Genomic DNA, 23,480 nt, shown 5'->3' on the forward strand with positions numbered 1-23,480 from the left:
TGCCAGTTAGTAGACACCTTACATCTTCATGGATTTAATTTTGACTTCATCAGGAGTAACGCGTAGGGTCTTTTGCCCTGTGTAGGTTACAAAACCAGGTTTACCACCTGTTGGCTTGTTAAGTTTTTTGACTTCAATCATATCCACCTGAACGAGATTGGACAATCTCGCCTTAGAAAAGTATGCCGCCAATTCCGCAGCATCTGTCTTGACATCATCACTTGGATGTAGGTTGTCCGTGATAACGACGTGACTGCCGGGAATATCCTTGGCATGAAACCAAAGGTCCTCTTTTTTAGCCATTTTAAAGGTCAACTCATCATTTTGTAAGTTGTTTCGACCGACCAAAATAATCGTCTTACCGTCAGTTGCCAAATATTTCTCAGGTTTCTTCCGTTTTTGGATTTTTTCACGCTGACGTCGACGAATAAAGCCTGTCTGAATCAATTCTTCTCGGATTTCTGTAATTTCTGTGAGATTAGCTTGCGACAAAGCTGTTTCTACGCTCTCCAAATATTGAATGGTTTCTTTAGTTTCTTCAATCAGTCCCGTTAAATGCTTGACTGCTTCTTTCAGCTTTTGGTATTTCTTAAAATAGCGCTGAGCATTTTGGTTAGGGGTCAAAGCTTTATCCAACACAATAGTAATTTTTTCGCTTGTGTAGTAATTGTCCAGTTCTACTTGGTCTTGATTGTTTGGAACTTGGTGCAAAAAAGTAGTGAGGAGTTCTCCTTTTTGGCGAAATTCTTCAGCATTTTCAGTCGCGACTAATTCCTGCTCTTGTTTTTTTAATTTCTTGCGGTTTTTTTCTAATTCATTCTCTACTCGATGAATCAGTTCACTGGCTTGCTGATTAACGCGATCGCGTTCCGCCTTGTCTTGATAGAAATCGTCTAGTAGCTGCGATAAGCTCGGAAATTCTTTCTGACTGTCCACAAAAAGAATGGGGGCAAAGGATTTGGTTGTCAGATGAGCTTGTGTGGGACTGGCAAAGAAAGCACGGAAGGTTTTTAGTTTCTCACTCGTTAAGCGCTGACTGAGCTCGGTCGCTGTATCGCGCCCCAAGCCTTGGAACAGCTTTTGTAAAGAACGAGCTGATAAATCCTCTGTCTGGAGAATTTCAAATAACTTTTCGTCAGAAATCGTAAACGGATTGCGACTGCCTGTTTGAGGTGGAGCGACATAGGTCGAGCCCGGCAGAATCGTGCGGTAACTATTCTGCGAGAAGCCAACATGCTTAATGGCCTCAATGATATTACTACTTGCCTTGTCCATTAAGATGATATTGCTGTGTTTACCCATGATTTCGATGACTAGAGTTGCTGCCACGCTATCTCCAATTTCATTTTTATTGGAGACAGAAATTTCTAAAATTCGATCATTCTCGATTTGTGAAATGTTTTCAATTGTAGCGCCTTGTAGATATTTTCGCATAACCATGATAAATGTGGTGGGTACTGCTGGATTTTCAAAGGCGGTACGGGTTAGTTGAATGCGACTAAAAACAGGGTGAGCAGACAAGAGCAATTTGTGATTTTGCCGATTGCTGCGGATTTGCAGCACTAATTCCTGCTCAAAAGGTTGGTTGATTTTTTGAATGCGACCATATAGCAACTGTTGCCGCAATTCCTCTGTCATGTGGTGTAAAAAAAATCCGTCAAAGGACATGGTTTTCTCTCCTTGAATGATACTAAAGAAGATTATAACAAAAAATAGCAAGAAAAGGTTGGAAAATTATTGTCAGAAAAGTTTGACAAAACACTTGACATTTGTTTCAGAAACATCTAAAATAATATCAAATTAGAAAAGTAATAAAATAGTTGTTGGCAGAGAGCTTGTGGTTGGTGAAAACAAGCAGCAGCGTTTTATGAAATTGGGCTAATGGATAGAAGTTGAATTTGAAACGATAAAAATTCGGTGAGCACACCTTACAGTGCAACTTGTTGTTAGACAAGATTGAGATGTGGGATAAGTCTATTATTTTTCCCATAATTGAGGTGGCACCGCGATTTACGCCCTCACACAGGATGAACTGTGTGTGGGTTTTTCTTTTATTGTTTCAGTCTCGTTAATGGAGGTAAAAATATGTTGAAACGATGGCGACTCTGGCTTTTACTTGAATAAAAATTAGAAAATACGAAATGGAGAACAGATATGAAAAACAAACGGTTAATGGGAATGATTGCTCTTTTGGTGGTATTAGTTGTCGGAGGCATTATTTATTCTAGTGTAAATGGCGAGAAAGCACCGAAGACAAACAATACAACCAAAACAGTAAAAGTTGGTGTGCTGCAATATGTCAGTCATCCGTCACTTGATTTGATTTATAAAGGGATTCAAGAAGGATTGGCGCAAGAAGGTTATAAAGGTAAGAAGATCAAAATTGACTTTATGAATGCAGAAGGTGACCAAAGTAAAGTGGCAACGATGAGCAAGCAATTAGTTGCCAATGGCAATGACGTGCTGATTGGAATCGCAACGCCTGCTGCTCAAGGTTTGGCTAGTGTAACGAAAGACAAGCCAATCGTCATGGGAGCAGTGACCGATCCAGTTGGGGCGAATTTACTAAAGGATTTGAAAAAGCCGGGAGGCAACATTACAGGTGTGTCTGACCACAACCCAGCTCAACAGCAATTGGAGCTCATCAAACAATTAACACCGAATGTGAAAACAATCGGCGTCCTTTATTCAAGCAGTGAAGACAATTCAAAAACGCAGGTAGAAGAATTTACAGCTTTGGCTGAAAAAGCAGGCTATAAAGTGCTTCCTTATGCTGTACCTTCTACCAATGAGATTGCTTCAACCATGAATGTGATGACAGGAAAGGTAGATGCTATTTGGATTCCAATTGACAACACCATTGCTTCAGCTTTTTCAACAGTCGTTTCCAGCAATCAAACGGCTAAAAAACCAATCTATCCAAGTGCGACAGCTATGGTAGAAGAAGGTGGTCTGGGTTCAGTGGTTGTCGATCAAAAAGATCTTGGAGTGGCGACTGGAAAAATGACGGCGAAAATTTTGAAGGGCGCTAAACCAGCAGACACAGCTGTTGAAATCTTTGCTACTGGCAAATCAGTTGTGAACAAAAAAGTGGCTGCTCAGCTAGGAATAACAATTCCAGATGATGTTCTGAAAAAAGCAGGACAAGTCATTGAGTAAAGCTAGTATATTTTAAAGGTTAGGACAACAGTATGATACTTTCAATTGTCTCACAAGGACTTGTTTGGGCTATTTTAGGCTTGGGGATTTTTATGACCTTCCGCATTTTAAACTTCCCTGATATGACAACAGAGGGCTCTTTTCCATTGGGCGGAGCAGTAGCAGTTACGCTGATTAGTAAGGGAATCAATCCTTTTCTGGCAACTGCTGTTGCCATTCTGGCTGGCTGTCTGGCAGGCATGGTAACGGGGCTTCTCTATACTAAGGGGAAAATTCCTACTCTCCTTTCGGGAATTTTAGTCATGACTTCCTGCCATTCGATTATGCTTATGTTAATGGGGCGGGCTAATCTTGGACTTCTTGGAACGAAGCAAATTCAGGACTTTCTACCGTTTTCTGGCGAATTAAACAATCTTCTGACAGGATTGATTTTTGTCAGTTTGGTAATTGTAGCATTGCTTTTTTTCCTAGATACAAAATTGGGTCAAGCTTATATTGCCACGGGTGATAATCCTGATATGGCAAGGAGTTTTGGCATTCACACAGGACGAATGGAGTTAATGGGTCTGGTGCTGTCTAATGGTGTCATTGCCCTAGCTGGTGCCCTTATTGCCCAGCAGGAAGGTTATGCGGATGTCTCGCGCGGGATTGGTGTCATTGTTGTGGGGCTTGCCAGTCTCATTATCGGAGAGGTGCTTTTTACCAGCCTGACATTGGCAGAACGCCTATTGACGATTGTTGTCGGCTCTATTTTCTATCAATTCCTGATTTGGGGCGTGATTGCGCTTGGCTTTAATACCAGCTATCTTCGCCTTTATAGTGCGGTTATCTTGGCAATTTGTCTCATGATTCCGACTTTCAAAAATAAATTCTTTAAAGGAGTCAAGTTAAGCAAATGACAGCAATTGTAGAATTAAAAAACGCGACAAAAATTGTCAACACAGGTATTGAGGAAGAAAAAGTTATTTTAAATGATGTTTCACTGGATATTTTTGAGCATGACTTCATTACGATTTTAGGCGGAAATGGGGCAGGGAAATCCACGCTTTTCAATGTCATTGCAGGAACATTACCATTGACGAGTGGCAGCATTTATATTCTAGGTGAAAATGTGACCAATTATTCACCAGAAAAACGGGCTAAGTATCTGTCACGCGTTTTTCAAGACCCAAAAATGGGAACAGCTCCGCGCATGACGGTGGCAGAAAATCTATTGATTGCTAAATTTCGTGGTGAAAAACGCCGTCTGGTGCCACGTTGTCTGAGCCATTATCGCAAAGAATTTCAGGAGACAATAGACAAAATCGGCAATGGCTTAGAAAAACATTTGGACACACCGATTGAATTTCTCTCGGGTGGGCAAAGACAGGCTTTGAGTCTTTTAATGGCGACTCTCAAACGCCCTGAGCTGTTGCTTTTGGATGAACATACAGCAGCGCTTGACCCCAAAACCAGTGTGGCATTGATGAGTCTGACAGAAGAATTTGTGAATCGTGACCAACTGACTGCTCTCATGATTACCCACCATATGGAAGATGCTCTCAAATACGGAAATCGCTTGATTGTCATGAAAGACGGACAAATTATCCAAGATTTACATCAAGAAGAGAAAGCGAAAATGACGATTGCGGATTATTACAGCTTATTTGAATAAAAGAATTCCAATCTCCTAGCTGAGGTTGGAATTTCTTTTTTGCGCTTCTCTGATAGTATTTGGAACCAGACGAATCCGCTTAATATCTGAAATACGAATAATCGTTGACATACTTTTCTGGAAGTTTTTAACAATCAATTGCTGGCGCTCTTTGTCATATTTGACAATATCACCAGTAAAACTTTTATCTGAAAAAATGACATGCACACCTGATTTTTTTTGCAAAGCTATTTCAATCGTCTGCAAAATATTGGCGTTGTCTTCCTCTACCTCTTGTGTATCCTTTTTGTAATTGATAAATTCACTTGCGCGCTCTAAAATCATTTCGAGAAATTTTTTCATAGCTAAATTCTCCATAACTTGTTACAATATATTATATAACAAACTCGCTAAAAAAGTAAATTTTTTACGAATAAATCAAGAAAGAAGAAAAAGGAGACAAAAATGTCAGAATTCAAATTTGAGATAGAAGAAAAGTTATTGGTGTTGTCAGAAAATGATAAAGGCTGGACGAAAGAGCTGAATCGTGTGAGCTTCAATGGTGCGCCAGCCAAATACGATATTCGTAGTTGGAGTCCTGACCATACAAAAATGGGGAAAGGGATTACGCTCTCCAATGAAGAATTTCAAGTACTGGTAGATGCCTTTAAGGCTTAGAAAATTACAAATAGAATCAAGGCAAGAGAGTGAGAGGCAGTCGCACTGTGGGCAATTGTTGATGGCTCTCTTTTTGCTGTAGAAAATAAGGAAATTTTACACAAAAACTTGAAAATACGCTTTCAAAATGTTATACTATTAAATATAGAGATTGTATATATACATATAGTGAGCTTAGAATTTTAGGAGGTTTAGGATGCTTGAAATTCAGAAGTTAGAAAAAAGTTTTGGGCAAAAACAAGTACTATTTGGTGTTGATTTCAGGGCTGAATCAGGACAAATCCTCGGTCTGATCGGAAAGAACGGTGCTGGGAAAACAACGATTTTCCACAGTATTCTGCGTTTTTTAGAATACAGCGGAAACATTACATTTGATAAGCAACCGATTTCTCAGGAGACCTATCGGAAAATTGGTTATTTGCCAGAAGAGCGAAGTCTGATGCCTAAGTTAACCGTTTATGAGCAAGTGCGGTATTTGGCAAATTTAAAGGGAGTGCCAAATGCGGTTGTGAAAGAAAAATTGCCTCAGTGGATGGAGCGCTTGCAAGTCAAAGGAAAAGTGACTGATAAAATCAAGAGCTTGTCCAAAGGGAATCAACAAAAAGTGCAGTTGATTATCACACTTTTGCATGAGCCAAATTTGATTATCCTAGACGAGCCATTTAGTGGTTTGGATCCTGTCAATACCGAGATTTTGAAACAAGTCATTATTGAGGAAAAAGAGCGAGGAGCAACCATTATTTTCTCTGACCATGTGATGACCAATGTGGAAGAATTGTGTGATGATGTTGTCATGATTCGTGATGGGAAAGTCATTTTGGATGGCAGCGTGCAGGAAGTTCGTAATCAATATGGCAAAACACGTCTGTTTGTGTCTAGCTCGCTGTCTCAAACGGAATTAGAAGCACTTCCTCATGTGACGAAAGCCAGCCTAACCAATCAAGGAACATGGCGTTTAGTCTTAGATGACGAAGCGGCTGGTAAGGAATTGTTTGACTTGCTGACTAAAGGACAATATATTGAAACTTTTGACCAACAAGCTCCAACAATTGATGAAATCTTTAAGTTAGAATCAGGGGTGGAAGTATGAAACAGACTTTAATTGTTATCAAAGAAACCTATCTTCGTCATGTCAAGTCATGGAGTTTTGTCTTTATGGTCATATCCCCTTTTATCTTTGTAGGATTGAGTTTAGGTGTTGGCTACCTTTCTTCTATGTCAAGCAGTAATTCTAGTCGGGTCGCAGTTGTATCAAACAATGTTCAAGTGAAGGAAGTTTTGAAAGATACTAAGAATCTGGATATCAATTATAAAGATGAAGCAACAGCTAAGAAAGCTGTAAAAGATGGCGATGTTGGTGGATATTTGCTAGTATCAGAAGCAGAGGGGCAAATCAAGGCAACTTATTTTGCAGATACGAGCATGAGTAGTGCTACAAAAATTGAAATTACACAGAAACTGATGCAGTTGCAACAGGTTGCAAATATTAGCCAAGCTAATTTATCAGCTAATCAAGTGAAGCTACTTTCAAGAGCTATTGATTTCAAAGAAAAGATTGATGAGAAGAAAGAAGCGAAGAAGGCCACTCAAACGATTGTCGCAACAGCAATTGGTTTTATGCTTTACATGATTCTCCTTGTCTATACAAGCTCCACTGCTCAAGAAATTGCAAGCGAAAAAGGGACGAAGATTATGGAGGTTATTTTCTCCAGTATCAAGGCATCTGAATATTTTTATGGTCGAATGGCTGGAATTTTTGCAGTTATCTTGACCCATGTGGGTATTTATGTAATCGGCGCTGTGCTGTTGCTTGCTTTTTCAGACCAGATTTCTTTTGTAAAAGAATTCTTAGATGCCAATCCAAATCTGATGAAGCATTTGGGAGAGGCAATTTCCTTTAATACCATTGCTTTCATCACCTTGAGTGTCTTTATGTTTGTGGTTTTATCTGCCTTTTTAGGCTCAATGGTAACGAGGATTGAAGACGTTGGGAAAGCTGTTCAGCCTGTTGTGATGCTGATTATTTTGGGATTTTTGGGAGTGACGGCTCTTGGAAACGCTGGTGACACGATCTTGTTGAAAGTTGGTTCTTATATTCCGTTTATTTCGACCTTCTTTATGCCCTTCCGTGCCATTAACGGTTATGCAAATGGGCTAGAAGCTTGGATTTCATTTGCCATTGCCTTTGTCTTTACCTTAGGAATGACAGTTTATATCGGTCGGATTTACTCCAGTTTAATTTTACAAACAGATGACATTGGCATTTGGAAGAGCTTCAAAAAAGCTTTAGCTTATCATTAAAAATCGTTCTCCACAAGTATTCTTGTGGGGATTTTTTTCTTGAAAAGGTATGTAGTCAATCGCTGTTGAAAAACTTTAAAAATGATATAATAGGACTATATTTTGACAAAAAGGATGCTCATGAAATTACTTTATACGGATATTCGCAATCCCTTAACAAACATTCTAACAGAAGAAGCAGAGCGTTTAGCACAAGCAGGCAAGCGCGTGTTTTATATTGCACCCAACTCTCTTTCATTTGAAAAGGAAAGAGCCGTTTTGCGTCTTTTAGAAAACCGTGCTTCATTTGCCATTACGGTGACACGTTTTGCGCAGATGGCGCGTTATTTTGTCCTCAATGATGTGCAGCAAGGCAGACCATTAGACGATATTGGTTTGGGAATGCTCTTTTATAAGGTCTTATCTGAAATGGAAGAGCATGATTTGCAGGTGTACGGCGGCATTCGGACGGATGCGCAGTTTATTCAGCAATTGGTTGAGCTTTATCATGAGTTGCAAGAAGCTCAAATGACTGTTGCAGACTTGGACTATCTGGATGAAGACGAGAAAAAAGCAGATTTAATCAAGATTTTACAAGCTGTTATGCATCAGCTGAATCAGAGTGAATTTACTTCTGAGTCAAATATCATGGCCTTTGCCAATCACATTATAGCAGCTGATGTAGATAAAGAATTGCAAGGATTGGCTTTGGTCATTGACGGTTTTACACGGTTTTCTGCTGAGGAAGCTTATTTGGTAGAGCTGCTACATCGTAAAGGTGTGGAAATCGTCATTGGTGCTTATGCAAGTGAAAAAGCTTATCGTGCGACTTTTCGAGAGGGCAATCTCTATCAGGCTAGCGTGGATTTCTTGCGCCATTTGGCAGATAAATATAAGGTAAAACCTGAATATAGACCGTCAATACAGCCAGATGATGCTTTTGGAAAGATTTCAAAACTGCTAGAAAGCCGCTATGATTTCTCAGATGTTGAGTTGGAATTGACGGAGCAAGACCGCTCGCATGTACAGATTTGGTCGACTGTCAATCAAAAAGAAGAACTGGAATATGTGGCAAAGAGCATTCGCCAGCGAGTTCATGACGGTGCTCGCTACAAGGATATTCGCGTTCTTTTGGGAGATGTAGAAGCCTATCGTTTGCAGTTAAAGACGATTTTTGATCAGTATCAGATTCCCTTTTATCTGGGGCGAAGCGAGTCTATGGCACATCACCCTTTGGTGCAATTTATCGAATCTTTAGTGCGTTTGAAACGCTATAATTTTCGGACGGAGGATTTGCTCAATCTTGTGAAGACAGGTCTTTATGGTCGTTTAACGCAAGAAGAGCTGGATTTGTTTGAGCAATATATTCGCTTTGCGGATGTAAAAGGGATTAGTAAATTTTCTAAAGATTTTACTCACAATCAGCATCAAAAATTTGACTTGATTCACATCAATCAATTAAGAAAAAAAATAGTCACTCCGCTCTTGGAATTTTTCAAATCTCGCAGTCAAACAGCGACAGGTCTGCTTCAGAAATTTCATCACTTTTTGACAGAGATTGCTTTTTCTCAGAATTTTGCTTCTTTAGTAGATTTTACGAACCTGCAAGACCAAGAAAGACAAGAAGAAGTCTGGAAGGCTTTTTGTCATGTTTTGGAACAATTTGCTAGTGTCTTTTCAGCTAATAAGGTCAAGCTAGATGATTTTTTGGCTTTAGTGCAGTCAGGAATGCTGTTATCCAATTATCGGACTATTCCAGCAACAGTAGACGTTGTGACCGTTCAGTCTTATGATTTGATCGAGCCTTTGTCAAGTCCTTTTGTCTATGCTGTTGGTTTGACTCAAGACTATTTTCCAAAAATTGCGCAAAACAAGAGCCTCTTGTCAGATGAAGACCGATTACGATTAAATGAAGCAACTGATGAGCATTCGGAGTTGCTGATTGCTGCTCAGGAAAATCTCCAGAAAAATCGTTTTGTCGCCTTGTCACTTCTGAATGCTGCAACGGAGAGGTTGGTGCTCTCTACTCCTCAGATTGTCAATGAAATAGAGAACAACATTTCTCCATATTTGTTAGAATTGCATGAACGACCAATTGAGCTGCCGATTGAAGTGAAGCGTCCGCAGGCAACAAGTGATGATATTGGAACTTATCGAGCTCTGTTGGCGAGGGTTATTGAGTTAAATCAAGGGGATATTGATCGGGAGTGTTCTCTGACTGAGAAAGAACAGACTTTTTGGTCAGTCGTCGTACGGGTTTTGCGCAAAAAATTGGAAAGCGAAGGGATTTCGATTCCTAATGTAACGTCAAGTCTTGAAACAGAAACCTTGTCAACGCAGACATTACAAGTTCTTTATCCGCCTCATCAAGCATTTCAGCTATCTACTTCAGCTTTGACAGAATTCTATCGCAATCAATATGCTTATTTTTTGAAGTATGTCTTGGCTTTGCAGGAAGAAATGACGATTCATCCAGATGCGCGTAGTCATGGAAATTTTCTGCATCGTGTGTTTGAAAAAGTTATGCAAGAGCAGTCTAGTGAGTCATTCGATCATCGTCTAGAAAAAGCCATTCAAGAAGCGAGTCAGGAAGCGGAATTTGAAGCTCTTTATACAGAAAATGCAGAAGCATTATTTGCTCACGAAGTTTTGCTGGACACCGCGCGTGCGACAGGACAGGTTTTAGAGAGAAATGATTTAGTCGAAACCATTCAAGAAGAGGCTGTTTTCGGACAAGAAGAAACAAATGTTCTAACCTTGTCAGACGGACGCAATCTTCAAATTCGAGGGAAAGTTGACCGCATTGACCGATTGAGAAGTGACGGTAGTCTGGGAATTGTGGATTATAAATCAAGTGACACAAATTTTGATTTTCAAAAATTCTTCAATGGTCTAAATTCTCAATTGCCTACATATCTAATGGCGTTGAAGCAAGAAAAGTGGGCGAATGATGAAGTACAGACTTTTGGTGCCATGTATTTGCAGATGGCCAATCCACTTGTGCCTTTAGCCAAGACGAAGTCGCAAGGCGACGCTGTCAAAGAAGCAATGAAGAATCTAGAATACAAAGGTCTGTTCTTGTCTGAGCAGGCTCGTCAGCTGAATGGTTTGTACGATAAAAAGAAAGTGAATCTGTTGAGTCAAGAGGAGCTGGAGACATTGTTGGCTTATAATGCACTCTTGTATCGCCGTGCTGCTGAGCAGATCTTGGCAGGGCATTTTTACATCAATCCTTATACGGAGAATGGCAAAAGTATTGCACCTTTTGTGGAGCAGTACAAGTCCATTACGGGATTTGAAGCGAACCTTCACCTCTCTAGCGCTCGCCGTTTGGTTAAGTTAGATAGCCACCCGACAGGTGAAAAAAAACGTCAAGCATGGATAGAAAAGATGAAGGAGGAGTTAGAAAAATGAAGCAAATTCCATTTTTGAGTCAAGCAGAGATTCGTGCTTTGCAGGATCAAGAAGCACAGTCTGACAAAGCTCAAAAACGTACACCAGAGCAAATCGAAGCCATTTACTCCTCCGGTCAAAATATCCTTGTATCTGCTTCTGCAGGCTCAGGAAAAACCTTTGTTATGGTGCAGCGGATTATTGACCAAATTCTGCGGGGAGTTCGCATTGACCAGCTCTTCATTTCGACTTTTACCGTTAAAGCAGCCAGTGAATTAAAAGAGCGCTTGGAGAAAGAGTTATCCAAGGTCTTGAAGGCAACAGATGATGAGGAGCTCAAACAGCATTTGGCACAGCAATTAGCTGATATTCCGAATGCTGACATTGGTACCATGGATTCTTTCACCCAAAAGGTCCTCAATAAATATGGTTATCTCCTAGAATTGGCGCCGAATTTTCGCATTTTACAAAGCGCAAGTGAGCAGTTATTGCTGCAAAATGAAGTTTTCGAGCAAGTTTTTGAAGACTTCTATCAATCTGATCAGGCAACTTTGTTTAAAAAATTAGTCAAAAATTTTACAGGTCAGAGGAAAGATTTGCTTGGTTTTCGAGAGCAGGTTTATAAGATTTATGCTTTTTTGCAATCCACCAGTAGCCCAATCGAATACTTAGAACAAGATTTCTTGAAAGCTTACGCTCATGCGGATTTCCAAGAAGAAAAAGCGCAACTTTTAGCACAAACAAAAGAAGCCCTTTTTGACCTAGAAGAATTTTTCCAGTATCATTTGGCGAATGAAGCCAAGGAATTTCCCAAAGCAAAATACCTTGAAAATGTGCAGCGTGTGCTTGATTGTCTGGCAAGTTTACAAGGGCATTCCTCTGAGGAAGCCTATCTCACAACGCTCAATAACATTGTAGAAATATCGCGTGCCAGCAATGGAAAAGCCTTGACGAACAGCGGACGAAAAGAAGAATTAAAAGAAATTATTAACGCCTATAACGAAAAACGCAAAGAAAAAATTCAAGTTTTACGAGATTTGGCAGATCAATTTTATCGCTTTGAATTTCAAGTGACCTATCATGAGGAAGCCAAGGAAATCTTGCTTGTCTTGCAGCAATTTATGAAATCGTTTGTGACAAGCTATCTACAACGGAAAAAAGAAGAAAATGCGTTTGAATTTGCAGATATCAGTCATTTTGCTATTCAGATTTTGGAAGAATTTCCTGATGTGCGCCATTTTTATCGAAATAAATACCATGAAGTTATGGTGGATGAGTATCAAGACACCAACCATACGCAAGAACGTATGCTAGAACTGTTATCAAATGGACATAATCGCTTTATGGTGGGGGATATTAAGCAGTCTATTTATCGTTTTCGTCAGGCTGATCCACAGATTTTTAACGATAAGTTCAAGTTGTATCAAGACGATAGCCAGCAAGGGAAATTGATTGTTTTGAAAGAGAATTTCCGCAGTCATGTAGAAGTCTTGGAAGCCACGAATGACGTTTTCAAACGTCTCATGGATGAGGAAGTGGGAGAAATTGATTACAATGAAACGCATTATCTGGTAGCTGGAAATCCTGATAAGAAAGAGCCAAATCCACAATATCAGACGGAGTTTCTCATTTATGACGGAACACTTGAGACGAATAATGAGGGGAATGACAAGGATGTTTCTTCTGTTTCTGCAGGAGAAGTAGCGCTGGTCATTAAGGAAATTATCCGTCTGTACAATGAGGAAAGTGTCCCGTTTGAAGATATGACATTGCTAACGGCTTCGCGGACGCGCAATGATGTGATTTTAGCTGAGTTTGCTAAATACGATATCCCAGTCGTTTCAGACGGTGGCGAGGATAATTATTTGCAATCTGTAGAAGTTATGGTGATGTTGGATACCCTGCGTACGATTAACAACCCTCTCAATGATTATGCTTTAGTGGCGCTTTTAAAGTCGCCAATGTTCACCTTTACAGAAGATGAATTGGCTCGTTTGGCCTTGCAAAAAAAAGTGACTGAAGCTAATCACGTTGTTCATCAGGAAAATCTCTATGAGAAATTGAAAAACACTTTGAGTGGACACGGCCAACATCCCGAACTCATCACACCTCCTCTTTTAAAGAAAATCCAGCAGTTTCAAGAAATACTGCTAGATTGGCGAGAGTTTGCAAAAATAAATTCGCTCTATGATTTGCTTTGGAAAATCTATCAAGACCGCTTTTATTATGACTATGTAGGAGCCCTACCAAATGGCGCAGGGCGTCAAGCGAATCTCTACGCTCTTACTTTGCGAGCAAATGACTACGAAAAGATGAGCTTTAAAGGTCTATCTCGTTTTATTGGGATGATTGACAAAATATTGGAAACACAGAACGATTTGGCGAGTGTCGTCGTTGCGGCTCCGAAGCATGCAGTCCGCTTGATGACAGTTCATAAGAGCAAAGGTTTGGAATTTAAATATGTATTTTTGCTTAATACGGATAAAGCCTTCAATCGTAAGGATAGCAGCTCTGCCTTGATTCTCAGTCGTCAAAATGGCGTCGGTATCAAGTATGTCGCGGACGTAGCGGTAGATGTAACTGATAAGTTGGCGCCTAATCATGTTCGTTTGTCTATCGATACTCTTCCTTATGTGCAAAATGAGCGTGAGATTCATTTGGCGAGTATTTCTGAGCAAATGCGTCTGCTCTATGTTGCTATGACGCGGGCAGAAAAAAAGCTATATCTGGTTGGCAAAGGTCGTCAAGAAAGCTTGGAGAAAAAGACCTTCCCTGCTCCTGAAAATGGTCGTTTAGCAGCCTCCATTAGGCGAACTATGACAAGTTTTCAAGACTGGATTTGGGCTTTGCAAACCGTCTTTAAGAATGATGACTTAACCTTTTCAACCCGATTTGTGACGGATAGCGATTTAACAAGTGAGAAAATAGGTCAGCTAAAGCTGAAGGAACGGATTGTCGAGGAGAACTTAGCGCACAATCGCCAGTCTGAGGATATTCGCAGGGCTTTGGATATTTTGGAAAATGTGGACAGGCTAAATACTCAGTATCGAGCTGCCATCCATTTGCCAAGTGTTCGGACACCGAGCCAAATCAAGAAATTTTATGAACCGGTCATGGATACAGACGGCGTTGAAATTATGGAGAAAAAAACTCCAGATTTTATTGGAAAAACTTCTTTTGAACTACCAGACTTTGCTAAAAAAGCCCCTGTTACAGGAGCGCAAATCGGTAGTGCTATCCATGAACTGATGCAGCGTATTCCTTTGGATCAAGCCCCTACGATAGTTATTTTGAGAAAAGTTTTAAAACAGGTTCAGGCAGAAGAAAGTGTTAAAAAGAAGATTGATTTGCAAAAGATAGCTGGTTTCTTTGAGACAGAGCTTGGTCAACTGCTCTTGAAGCAGGCGGATAAAGTTTATCGTGAAGCTCCTTTTGCTATGTTAAAGCAAGATCAAGCGAGCGGACAGGATTTTGTAGTCCGTGGAATTTTGGACGGTTATCTACTGTTGACGGACCGAATCATTCTCTTTGATTATAAGACAGATCAATATACAAATCCAAGTGAATTAGTGGATCGCTATCAAGCACAATTATCACTTTATGCTGAAGCTCTTCGTCGTTCGTATGGTATTGAAAAAATAGAAAAATATCTAGTGCTGCTAGGCGGAGTTCAACTTCAAGTAGTAAAAGTAGACTAGATAAGATTTTTAGAGAATTGGGCTGATGAATGCTCCCAATTCTTTTTTACAAAAATAGAATCCTCTATTTCCGAATATTTGAGTTGTAAAAAAATAAAAAAGTTCACAAATTAGCTGGTTTTTTAGAAAGAGTTATTGAAAATTTCAGAAAAATACGGTAAACTAGTATGTAACCAGACGATGGAGGAATGATATTTGAAATTATATCCTGTTGTTGCAATTCAATCTTATAAACTAAATCAAAAGGCGACTTTGTGTGGCCTTTTTTGTAAAGCTGTCTAGACCTTTATGAAAATTTTCATTTAAAAAAGTTTACTCTTTTATCGACTATTTAGTAGGAATGGAATGAAAAGTTTAAAATTTTAACAAAATCTAGTTATTTTTGCTAATAGTGGGCATTATTTGAAGAAATGTTCGGTTTTGAGAATTTTTTGTAATAATAATGGAAATTTACTTGAAAAGCAATAGGAAAAATAGTAAAATAGAATCATAGAAAACGCTTACAAAACGAGGTGAAAAAATGGATAGACAAGAAGCATTGAGAACTTTTACCACAGGTGAAAATTTCCATTTGCAGCACTATTTGGGGGCTCATCAAGATGAAGTAGATGGGCAAAGTGGCTATACATTTCGTGTATGGGCACCGAATGCTCAGAGTGTGCATCTGATTGGAGACTTTACCGACTGGTATGAAAATCAAATCCCTATGGCACGTAATGAAGGTGGCGTATGGGAAGTGTTTACGGATTTACCTAAGGAAGGAGACATTTACAAATACAACATCAAACGAAGTAGCGGGCAAGAAATTTTGAAAATTGATCCGCTGGCAGTTTATTTTGAAAAACGTCCTGGTACAGGTGCAGTAATTCGGACGATTCCAGAAAAGAAATGGAAAGATGGTCTATGGTTAGCTCGCAGAAAACGTTGGGGATTTTTCTCACGTCCAGTGAATATTTACGAAGCTCATGCAGGTTCCTGGAAGAAAAATGAGGATGGTAGCCCGTATTCATTTGCTCAATTAAAAGATGAACTGATTCCTTATTTGGTTAAAATGAATTATACTCATGTGGAATTCATGCCACTAATGGCGCATCCACTTGGATTGAGCTGGGGTTATCAGCTAATGGGATATTTTGCACTTGAGCACACGTATGGAACGCCTGAAGAGTTTCGTGATTTTGTTGAAGAATGTCATGTCAATAATATCGGAGTTATTGTTGACTGGGTGCCGGGTCATTTTACTATCAATGATGATGCCTTGGCTTATTATGACGGTACACCTACGTTTGAATATCAGGATCATGACCGTGCCCATAATTACGGCTGGGGCGCTCTCAATTTTGACTTAGGAAAGAATGAAGTGCAGTCTTTCTTGATTTCTAGTATCAAGTTTTGGATTGACTTTTATCACTTAGACGGAATCCGCGTGGATGCTGTTAGCAACATGCTCTACCTAGATTATGATAGTGGTCCATGGCAACCAAATATTGACGGGGGCAATCGCAACTACGAAGGCTATTACTTCCTTCAACGCTTGAACACGGTTATCAAACTGGCTCATCCAGATGTCATGATGATTGCAGAGGAAAGCACGAGTGATACAAAGATTACAGGTATGGCAGAAATGGGTGGTCTTGGATTTGACTACAAGTGGAACATGGGCTGGATGAATGACATTCTGCGCTTCTACGAAGAAGACCCAATTTACCGCAAGTATGATTTTAATCTAGTAACCTTTAGTTTTATGTATGCTTTCTCTGAAAATTTCTTACTGCCATTCTCTCATGACGAAGTGGTGCATGGTAAGAAGAGCCTCATGCATAAGATGTGGGGAGACCGCTACAATCAATTTGCTGGTCTGCGAAATCTCTATACATATCAAATGTGTCACCCAGGTAAGAAATTACTTTTCATGGGTAGTGAATGGGGACAATTCTTAGAGTGGAAATGCGAAGAATCTTTGGAATGGCGTGATTTGGCTGATGATATGAATGCCAAGATGCAGCATTTCACTTCTCAGCTCAATCAGCTTTATAAAGAAAATCGTGTTTTATGGGAAAATGACTTGAGTTGGGACGGTTTAGAGATTATTGATGCGGATAATACAGATCAAAGTGTGCTTTCCTTTATTCGGAAAAATGACAAGGGAGATATGTTAGTTTGCGTCTTTAATATGGCTCCGGTAGAGCGCAAAGACTTTACCATTGGTGTTCCGGTAGCAGCCATATATGAAGAAATTTGGAATACGGAATTAGAAGAATGGGGAGGTGTGTGGAAAGAGCACAATCAAACGGTTCAGTCTCAAGAAGGCTTGTGGAAGGATTATCCTCAGACGTTGACCTTTACTTTGCCAGCATTAGGGGCAAGTATTTGGAAGATTAAACGTCGTGTGAAATCAGCAAATGTAAGTAAAAAGTCCAAAAAGGAGTAACAAATGAAGAATGAAATGCTAGCTTTGATTCTTGCCGGTGGGCAAGGAACGCGTCTTGGAAAACTCACTCAAAGTATTGCCAAACCAGCAGTACAATTTGGTGGACGTTACCGTATCATTGACTTTGCTTTGTCCAATTGTGCGAATTCAGGGATTCATAATGTTGGTGTCATTACTCAATATCAACCATTAGCTTTGAATAGTCATATTGGGAATGGCTCTAGTTGGGGACTTGACGGCATTAATACAGGAGTATCCATTCTCCAGCCTTACTCAGCAAGTGAAGGAAATCGTTGGTTTGAAGGAACGAGCCATGCGATTTATCAAAACATTGATTATATTGATACTATCAATCCTGAATATGTCTTGATTTTGTCTGGTGATCACATTTACAAAATGGATTATGATGATATGCTTCAGTCTCATAAAGATAACAATGCCAGCTTAACAGTGGCTGTTCTAGATGTCCCTCTGAAAGAAGCAAGTCGTTTTGGTATTATGAATACAGATGCCAATAACCGCATTGTCGAGTTTGAAGAAAAACCAGCTGAACCTAAGTCTACCAAGGCTTCTATGGGGATTTATATCTTTGACTGGAAACGCCTGCGTACTATGCTGGTAGCTGCTGAAAAGAGCAATGTAGATATGTCTGACTTCGGTAAGAATGTTATTCCAAATTATCTAGAGTCTGGCGAGAGCGTCTACGCTTATGAATTCAACGGATACTGGAAGGATGTCGGCACGATTGAATCTCTCTGGGAAGCTAATATGGAATATATCGATCCCAATAATGCCTTAGATAGCCGTGATCGTCAATGGAAAATTTACTCACGGAACTTGATTTCCCCACCAAACTTCCTTGGAGAGAACGCTCATGTTGAAGATTCTTTGGTTGTGGACGGCTGTTTGGTAGATGGCACGGTTAAACATTCGATTCTTTCTACGGAAGCTCAGGTGCGTAAAGATGCAGTTGTAGAAGATTCTGTTGTTATGAGTGGAGCTATCATTGGTCAAGGAGCAAAAATCAAACGTGCTATTATCGGTGAAGGAGCTATCATTTCTGATGGTGTAGAAATTGATGGAACAGACGAAGTACAAGTTATCGGATACAATGAGAAAGTGGGGGTACCATCAGATGAAGATTGATAAATATTCAGCAATTTTAGGAAATACAGTTGGATTTCATGATATGTCTACTTTGACAAGTCATCGTCCAGTTGCCAGCTTGCCTTTTGGTGGGAAATATCGGTTGATTGACTTTCCATTATCCAGCTTAGCAAATGCAGGGATTCGGAGCGTCTTTTGCATTTTCCAACAAGATAATATTAGTTCTGTCTTTGACCATATCCGTTCTGGACGTGAATGGGGGCTGTCTACTCTTTTGAGTCACTACTATCTTGGTATTTATAATACGCGCGTAGAAAGTTCTACTGTTGGTAAAGAATACTACGAGCAATTATTGACCTACTTAAAACGTTCGGGCAGCGATCAAACGGTAGCATTGAACTGTGATGTTTTGGTGAACATCGACTTGAACCAAGTCTTCCACTTACATGGTACAACTGATCAACCGATTACAGTTGTCTATAAAAAATTACCAAAAGAAGAAATTTCCGAAGTCAACGCTGTTTTGGAAATTGATGAAACAGATCATGTGAAAAATCACCATCTTTTTGATGATAAAAAAGATCAGGATTTGTACAACATGTCAACGGATATCTTTGTTGTGGATACACCTTGGCTGATTGAAAAGTTAGAAATAGAAGCACAAAAAGAATTTCCTCAAAAATTACGTTATGTTTTACGTGATTTAGCTACTCAGGAAAAAGCATTTGCTTATGAATATACGGGTTATTTAGCAAATATTCATTCTGTCACTTCGTACTTCAATGCCAATATTGATATGCTTGATTCGCAAAAATTCTATTCTCTTTTCTCCCCAAATCAAAAGATTTATACTAAAGTAAAAAATGAAGAGCCAACTTATTATGCAGTCGGTTCTAAGGTTTCAAATTCTCAATTCGCTTCTGGTAGTATCGTGGAAGGAGAAGTGATTGATTCTGTCATTTCTCGTAATACCCGCGTTAACAAAGGAAGTAGTGTTAAAAGCAGCATTCTCTTCCCACGTGTCCTTATTGGTGAAAATGCTGTTGTAGAAAATGCTATTTTAGATAAGGGTGTTGAGGTTGCTGAGAATGTGACCATTCGAGGAACAGTTGATAACCCAGTTGTCATTAAAAAAGGTGAAAAAGTAACAGAGGATAGAATTCAATGAAAATTTTATTTGTAGCAGCAGAAGGGGCACCTTTTTCTAAAACAGGAGGTTTGGGAGACGTCATTGGCGCTCTCCCTAAATCTCTTGTGAAGGCAGGTCATGAAGTGGGCGTCATTCTTCCATACTATGATATGGTGGATAAAAAGTTTGGCGACCAAATGGAAGACTTGTTCCATTTTGAAGTGAAGGTCGGTTGGCGTGGTCAATATGTAGGCGTGAAACGTACCGTTTTAAATGGTGTGACCTTCTACTTTATAGACAATCAATACTATTTCTTCCGTGGGCATGTTTATGGTGATTTTGATGACGGCGAACGCTTTGCCTATTTCCAAATGGCAGCTGTTGAGTTAATGGAGCGAGTGGATTTTATTCCAGATGTTCTCCATGTGCATGATTATCATACAGCGATGATTCCATTTTTGGTGAAAGAAAAATACCATTGGATTCAGGCTTATCATGGTATTCGGACTGTTTTAACCATTCACAATTTAGAATTTCAAGGGCAATTTTCGGATGGGATGCTCTGGGATTTGTTTGGAGTAGGATATGAGCGTTATGCAGATGGTACTTTGCGTTGGAATGATTGCCTCAACTGGATGAAAGCAGGGATACTGTATGCAGATCGTGTGACAACCGTGTCACCAAGTTATGCACGTGAAATTATGACACCAGAGTTTGGTTGCGGTTTGGATCAAATTTTGCGGATGGAGTCGGGTAAAGTCTCAGGTATTGTCAATGGAATCGATACAGATATTTATAATCCAGAAACAGATGCGTTACTGGATCATCATTTTAATAAAGATGATTTATCTGGCAAACTTGCTAATAAGCGTGCGTTGCAAGAAAAAGTTGGTCTGCCTGTGCGAGATGATGTACCTCTAGTAGGGATTGTATCACGTTTGACTCGGCAAAAAGGTTTTGATTTAGTTGTGGATCAATTACACAATTTACTACAAGATGATGTACAAATTATCCTTTTAGGAACAGGAGACCCATCTTTTGAGCAATCATTTGCTTGGTTTGGTCAAGCCTATCCAGAAAAATTATCTGCCAATATCACTTTTGATGTGAAATTAGCGCAAGAAATTTATGCAGCTTGTGATATGTTCTTAATGCCAAGTCGCTTTGAGCCATGTGGATTGTCCCAAATGATGGCCATGCGTTATGGAACATTACCACTTGTACATGAAGTTGGTGGTCTTCGTGACACCGTTCAACCCTACAATGCTTATGAAGGAACAGGAACTGGATTTAGCTTTAATAATTTCTCAGGTTACTGGCTGAAATGGACATTTGACATGGCTATTGACGTATACCACAATGATAAAGATACATGGTATAACCTTCAAAGACAGGCTATGGAACGCGATTTTTCATGGGATACAGCTAGCCAAGCTTACAGTCATTTGTACCAATCTCTTTATTGATAGAAAGGAGTTTGCCGTTAAGAAATGAAACTAACAAAAGAGCAGTTTCTTCATGATTTTAAGGATATTTTGCATGAAGAACAATTGATTAAAGTAGAAGATGCCACTCCGGCAGAACTGTTTCAAACCTTAGCACGTACAATTCGCAAATACATCACTCCTATGTGGTTGGAGCGACGAAACAAATTAGTAGAAGACAAGCAAAAAATTGCTTATTACTTTTCGATTGAATTTCTACCTGGGCGGATGCTGGAAACTAATTTGCTAAATCTTGGAATCCTCGATGTTGTCAAAGAAGGTTTTGACGAATTAGGTATTGATTTTACAGCTGTAAAACGGGCTGAACACGATATGGCATTAGGGAATGGCGGTCTTGGTCGCCTTGCAGCAGCTTTTATGGATTCGCTTGCAACTACAGGCTATCCGGGATTTGGTAATGGAATCCGCTATCGCTACGGACTTTTCAAACAAAAAATTGTGGACGGTTACCAAGTCGAGTTGCCTGATGATTGGTTTGGTAGTCTAGGAAACGTCTGGGAAACGCGGAAAGATCACGATGTTGTAGATGTCAAAATTTTTGGGAATGTCTATCTTCAAGCCAACAAGGAAGGTCGGATCGTTCCTGTTTATGAAAATTCACAAACTCTTCGTGCAGTACCTTACGACGTGCCACAAATTGGTTTTGAAAATGATACTGTCAACAATCTTCGTTTATGGGATGTTGAAATTCCTGAAGAATATGAACTAGAATATCCAACGATTGAAGCACGCCGCAAAGTGCAAGATATTACGGCTATTTTGTATCCAGATGATTCAAGTTACGAAGGAAAAGAACTGCGCTTGATTCAAGAATATTTCATGACTAGTGCGGGTTTGCAGACGATTATCAAATCTTATCGGAAACAAGGCCTGCCTTTAGAGCAAATTCCTGAAAAGGTATCGGTCCATATCAACGATACCCATCCAGCGGTTGCACCAGCAGAATTTATGCGGCTTTTACTTGATGACTGCGGTCTTGAATGGGCGGACGCCTGGAATGCAACAGTGAAGACGATGAGTTATACCAATCACACCATTCTTTCGGAAGCTTTGGAAAAATGGGACGCGGAACTCTTTAAAAATGTTCTTCCTCGTGTTTACCAAATCATTCTTGAAATTGACAATCGCTATGTTTCTGATATGGCTGCACGCGGTATTGATCCGCAAGTGATTGAAAATACTCGGATTGTCAAAGATAATCAAGTCCACATGGCGCATCTTGCGATTATTGGTGGGCATTCGGTCAATGGAGTGGCAAAACTTCACACAGAGTTGCTCAAAGAAGATACGTTGCGTGACTTTTATGCTATTTATCCTGAAAAATTCAATAATAAAACGAATGGCATCATTCAACGTCGCTGGTTGCAAATTGCAGATGAACCATTGTCAAATGAAATTGATCGTTTAATTGGTAAGGGCTGGCGGACGGATATTCATGAACTTCGCAGACTTTTAGACTACAAAGATGATCGGCAAGTTTTGAGTGAATTTTATAATGTCAAGCAAGAAGCCAAGGCGCGCTTAGCAGTTTTCATCAAAGAATCTACAGGAGTGGAAGTGTCAACGGAAGCTATCTTTGATGTACAAGTGAAACGGCTTCATGCTTATAAGCGTCAATTGCTCAATTTGCTCCATATTCTTAAACTATATTGGGATTTAAAAGACAATCCTAATAAAGATATGGTGCCACGTGTCTTCATTTTTGGTGCCAAGGCAGCGCCGGGTTATCATTTTGCCAAATCTGTTATCAAATTGATCAACGAAGTGGCAAATCTTGTCAATAATGATGAGAGTCTACAAGGCAAGCTAAAGGTTGTTTTCCTTGAAAATTATCGGGTCAGCTTGGCTGAACTCATCATTCCTGCTGCAGATGTGTCAGAGCAAATCTCGCTTGCTTCTAAGGAGGCTTCCGGCACATCTAATATGAAATTCATGATGACAGGTGCCATTACTCTGGCAACTCTTGATGGAGCCAATATTGAAATCAAAGATGAAGTCGGAGATGACAATATTGTAATTTTCGGTATGGACAAAGACGAAGTCTATGACCATTATGCCCGTCATGATTACTACTCACGTGGTGTTTATGAAAGCAATCCTGTGGTTCGCCGTGTGGTGGATAGCTTTGTGGACGGAACTATTCCAAATGTCCGAAATGAAGGTTCTGAGATTTATGAAGCTTTGATTACGCACAATGACGAATACTTCCTTCTGGAAGATTTTGCTTCGTACGTAGCGGCTCAAGAAAAGATTGATCAACTCTATCGTGACAAAGGGAAATGGGCGCGTATGAGCCTTATTAATATCGCAACATCTGATAAATTCACATCAGATGATACGATTGAACAATACGCCAAAGAAATTTGGAACCTAAAAAAGTAATAAGCTAGGGGCTGGGACTTATCCAGCCTCTTTGTTGAAAAAGTGAATTGTAGTTTTTGTCTATATTTAATCGATAAAGATTACC

15 protein-coding genes and 1 other annotated feature are annotated in these 23,480 nt (G+C 39.7%); of the genes, 13 read left to right on the forward strand and 2 right to left on the reverse strand.

What is annotated here, in order from left to right; all coding sequences use genetic code 11:
- Positions 1-18 precede the first annotated feature (18 nt).
- Positions 19-1,668, reverse strand: coding sequence for an Rqc2 family fibronectin-binding protein Fbp62 (fbp62, locus tag HMPREF2984_RS09020; RefSeq protein WP_022525450.1), 1,650 nt, complete (start codon positions 1,666-1,668; stop codon positions 19-21).
- Between the two features lie 118 nt (positions 1,669-1,786).
- Positions 1,787-2,023: a binding site (T-box leader), on the forward strand.
- A gap of 131 nt (positions 2,024-2,154) precedes the next feature.
- On the opposite strand from fbp62, the gene trpX reads away from it, so the two are divergent.
- From trpX to HMPREF2984_RS09035, 3 genes are read left to right on the forward strand one after another with little or no spacing between them, the layout of a single operon-like run.
- On the forward strand, positions 2,155-3,159 hold the full coding sequence (gene trpX, locus HMPREF2984_RS09025; protein WP_003028040.1) for a tryptophan ABC transporter substrate-binding protein: 1,005 nt from the start codon (positions 2,155-2,157) through the stop codon (positions 3,157-3,159).
- A gap of 32 nt (positions 3,160-3,191) precedes the next feature.
- Entirely contained in the window at positions 3,192-4,058 is an 867-nt protein-coding gene (locus HMPREF2984_RS09030) for an ABC transporter permease (protein ID WP_003028041.1), read from the forward strand.
- Positions 4,055-4,813: an ABC transporter ATP-binding protein gene (locus HMPREF2984_RS09035; RefSeq protein ID WP_049533584.1), complete on the forward strand. Its 759-nt coding sequence runs from the start codon at positions 4,055-4,057 to the stop codon at positions 4,811-4,813. The genes HMPREF2984_RS09030 and HMPREF2984_RS09035 overlap by 4 nt, the downstream gene beginning before the upstream one ends.
- A 15-nt stretch (positions 4,814-4,828) precedes the next feature.
- Here the strand turns inward: HMPREF2984_RS09035 and HMPREF2984_RS09040 are convergent, their stop codons facing one another.
- On the reverse strand, positions 4,829-5,170 hold the full coding sequence (locus tag HMPREF2984_RS09040; RefSeq protein WP_049533583.1) for a hypothetical protein: 342 nt from the start codon (positions 5,168-5,170) through the stop codon (positions 4,829-4,831).
- 87 nt (positions 5,171-5,257) lie between these two features.
- Here HMPREF2984_RS09040 and HMPREF2984_RS09045 point away from each other — a divergent pair, with 87 nt between their 5' ends.
- The 10 genes from HMPREF2984_RS09045 to HMPREF2984_RS09090 all read left to right on the forward strand — a co-directional run bounded on the left by HMPREF2984_RS09045 (position 5,258) and on the right by HMPREF2984_RS09090 (position 23,395).
- Positions 5,258-5,470: a YdbC family protein gene (locus tag HMPREF2984_RS09045; RefSeq protein WP_003025304.1), complete on the forward strand. Its 213-nt coding sequence runs from the start codon at positions 5,258-5,260 to the stop codon at positions 5,468-5,470.
- A 196-nt stretch (positions 5,471-5,666) separates the two neighbouring features.
- Positions 5,667-6,560 carry an ABC transporter ATP-binding protein gene (locus HMPREF2984_RS09050; protein WP_049513659.1) on the forward strand — a complete coding sequence of 298 codons (894 nt, stop codon included), beginning with the start codon at positions 5,667-5,669 and terminating at the stop codon, positions 6,558-6,560.
- Positions 6,557-7,771, forward strand: coding sequence for an ABC transporter permease (locus HMPREF2984_RS09055; RefSeq protein WP_003028048.1), 1,215 nt, complete (start codon positions 6,557-6,559; stop codon positions 7,769-7,771). The genes HMPREF2984_RS09050 and HMPREF2984_RS09055 overlap by 4 nt, the downstream gene beginning before the upstream one ends.
- 120 nt (positions 7,772-7,891) lie before the next feature.
- Positions 7,892-11,164, forward strand: coding sequence for an ATP-dependent nuclease subunit B (gene rexB, locus HMPREF2984_RS09060; RefSeq protein ID WP_049533581.1), 3,273 nt, complete (start codon positions 7,892-7,894; stop codon positions 11,162-11,164).
- Complete coding sequence (addA, locus tag HMPREF2984_RS09065) at positions 11,161-14,841, forward strand: helicase-exonuclease AddAB subunit AddA (protein ID WP_070671182.1); 3,681 nt, start codon at positions 11,161-11,163, stop codon at positions 14,839-14,841. Before rexB ends, addA begins: the two co-directional genes overlap by 4 nt.
- A 520-nt stretch (positions 14,842-15,361) precedes the next feature.
- Complete coding sequence (gene glgB / locus HMPREF2984_RS09070) at positions 15,362-17,272, forward strand: 1,4-alpha-glucan branching protein GlgB (RefSeq protein WP_003028051.1); 1,911 nt, start codon at positions 15,362-15,364, stop codon at positions 17,270-17,272.
- 3 nt (positions 17,273-17,275) lie between these two features.
- Positions 17,276-18,418 (forward strand): glucose-1-phosphate adenylyltransferase, encoded by a 1,143-nt coding sequence (locus tag HMPREF2984_RS09075; RefSeq protein WP_003028052.1) that lies wholly within the window; start codon positions 17,276-17,278, stop codon positions 18,416-18,418.
- Positions 18,408-19,547 carry a glucose-1-phosphate adenylyltransferase subunit GlgD gene (gene glgD / locus HMPREF2984_RS09080; protein ID WP_003028053.1) on the forward strand — a complete coding sequence of 380 codons (1,140 nt, stop codon included), beginning with the start codon at positions 18,408-18,410 and terminating at the stop codon, positions 19,545-19,547. Before HMPREF2984_RS09075 ends, glgD begins: the two co-directional genes overlap by 11 nt.
- Positions 19,544-20,974 (forward strand): glycogen synthase GlgA, encoded by a 1,431-nt coding sequence (gene glgA, locus HMPREF2984_RS09085; RefSeq protein ID WP_003028054.1) that lies wholly within the window; start codon positions 19,544-19,546, stop codon positions 20,972-20,974. The genes glgD and glgA overlap by 4 nt, the downstream gene beginning before the upstream one ends.
- 24 nt (positions 20,975-20,998) lie before the next feature.
- On the forward strand, positions 20,999-23,395 hold the full coding sequence (locus tag HMPREF2984_RS09090) for a glycogen/starch/alpha-glucan phosphorylase (protein ID WP_049533576.1): 2,397 nt from the start codon (positions 20,999-21,001) through the stop codon (positions 23,393-23,395).
- Positions 23,396-23,480: the final 85 nt, after the last annotated feature.

This window comes from Streptococcus sp. HMSC066E07 (assembly GCF_001814695.1).
Classification (GTDB): Bacteria; Bacillota; Bacilli; order Lactobacillales; family Streptococcaceae; genus Streptococcus; species Streptococcus hominis.

What these genes read in the sequence shown, in the direction of transcription:
- HMPREF2984_RS09055 (WP_003028048.1), top strand. Translation starts at nt 6,557, where the DNA reads ATGAAACAGACTTTAATTGTTATCAAAGAAACCTATCTTCGTCATGTC.
- HMPREF2984_RS09035 (WP_049533584.1), top strand. Translation starts at nt 4,055, where the DNA reads ATGACAGCAATTGTAGAATTAAAAAACGCGACAAAAATTGTCAACACA.
- glgA (WP_003028054.1), top strand. Translation starts at nt 19,544, where the DNA reads ATGAAAATTTTATTTGTAGCAGCAGAAGGGGCACCTTTTTCTAAAACA.
- HMPREF2984_RS09030 (WP_003028041.1), top strand. Translation starts at nt 3,192, where the DNA reads ATGATACTTTCAATTGTCTCACAAGGACTTGTTTGGGCTATTTTAGGC.
- HMPREF2984_RS09045 (WP_003025304.1), top strand. Translation starts at nt 5,258, where the DNA reads ATGTCAGAATTCAAATTTGAGATAGAAGAAAAGTTATTGGTGTTGTCA.
- rexB (WP_049533581.1), top strand. Translation starts at nt 7,892, where the DNA reads ATGAAATTACTTTATACGGATATTCGCAATCCCTTAACAAACATTCTA.
- HMPREF2984_RS09040 (WP_049533583.1), bottom strand. Translation starts at nt 5,170, where the DNA reads ATGGAGAATTTAGCTATGAAAAAATTTCTCGAAATGATTTTAGAGCGC.
- trpX (WP_003028040.1), top strand. Translation starts at nt 2,155, where the DNA reads ATGAAAAACAAACGGTTAATGGGAATGATTGCTCTTTTGGTGGTATTA.
- HMPREF2984_RS09075 (WP_003028052.1), top strand. Translation starts at nt 17,276, where the DNA reads ATGAAGAATGAAATGCTAGCTTTGATTCTTGCCGGTGGGCAAGGAACG.
- HMPREF2984_RS09090 (WP_049533576.1), top strand. Translation starts at nt 20,999, where the DNA reads ATGAAACTAACAAAAGAGCAGTTTCTTCATGATTTTAAGGATATTTTG.
- glgB (WP_003028051.1), top strand. Translation starts at nt 15,362, where the DNA reads ATGGATAGACAAGAAGCATTGAGAACTTTTACCACAGGTGAAAATTTC.
- HMPREF2984_RS09050 (WP_049513659.1), top strand. Translation starts at nt 5,667, where the DNA reads ATGCTTGAAATTCAGAAGTTAGAAAAAAGTTTTGGGCAAAAACAAGTA.
- addA (WP_070671182.1), top strand. Translation starts at nt 11,161, where the DNA reads ATGAAGCAAATTCCATTTTTGAGTCAAGCAGAGATTCGTGCTTTGCAG.
- fbp62 (WP_022525450.1), bottom strand. Translation starts at nt 1,668, where the DNA reads ATGTCCTTTGACGGATTTTTTTTACACCACATGACAGAGGAATTGCGG.
- glgD (WP_003028053.1), top strand. Translation starts at nt 18,408, where the DNA reads ATGAAGATTGATAAATATTCAGCAATTTTAGGAAATACAGTTGGATTT.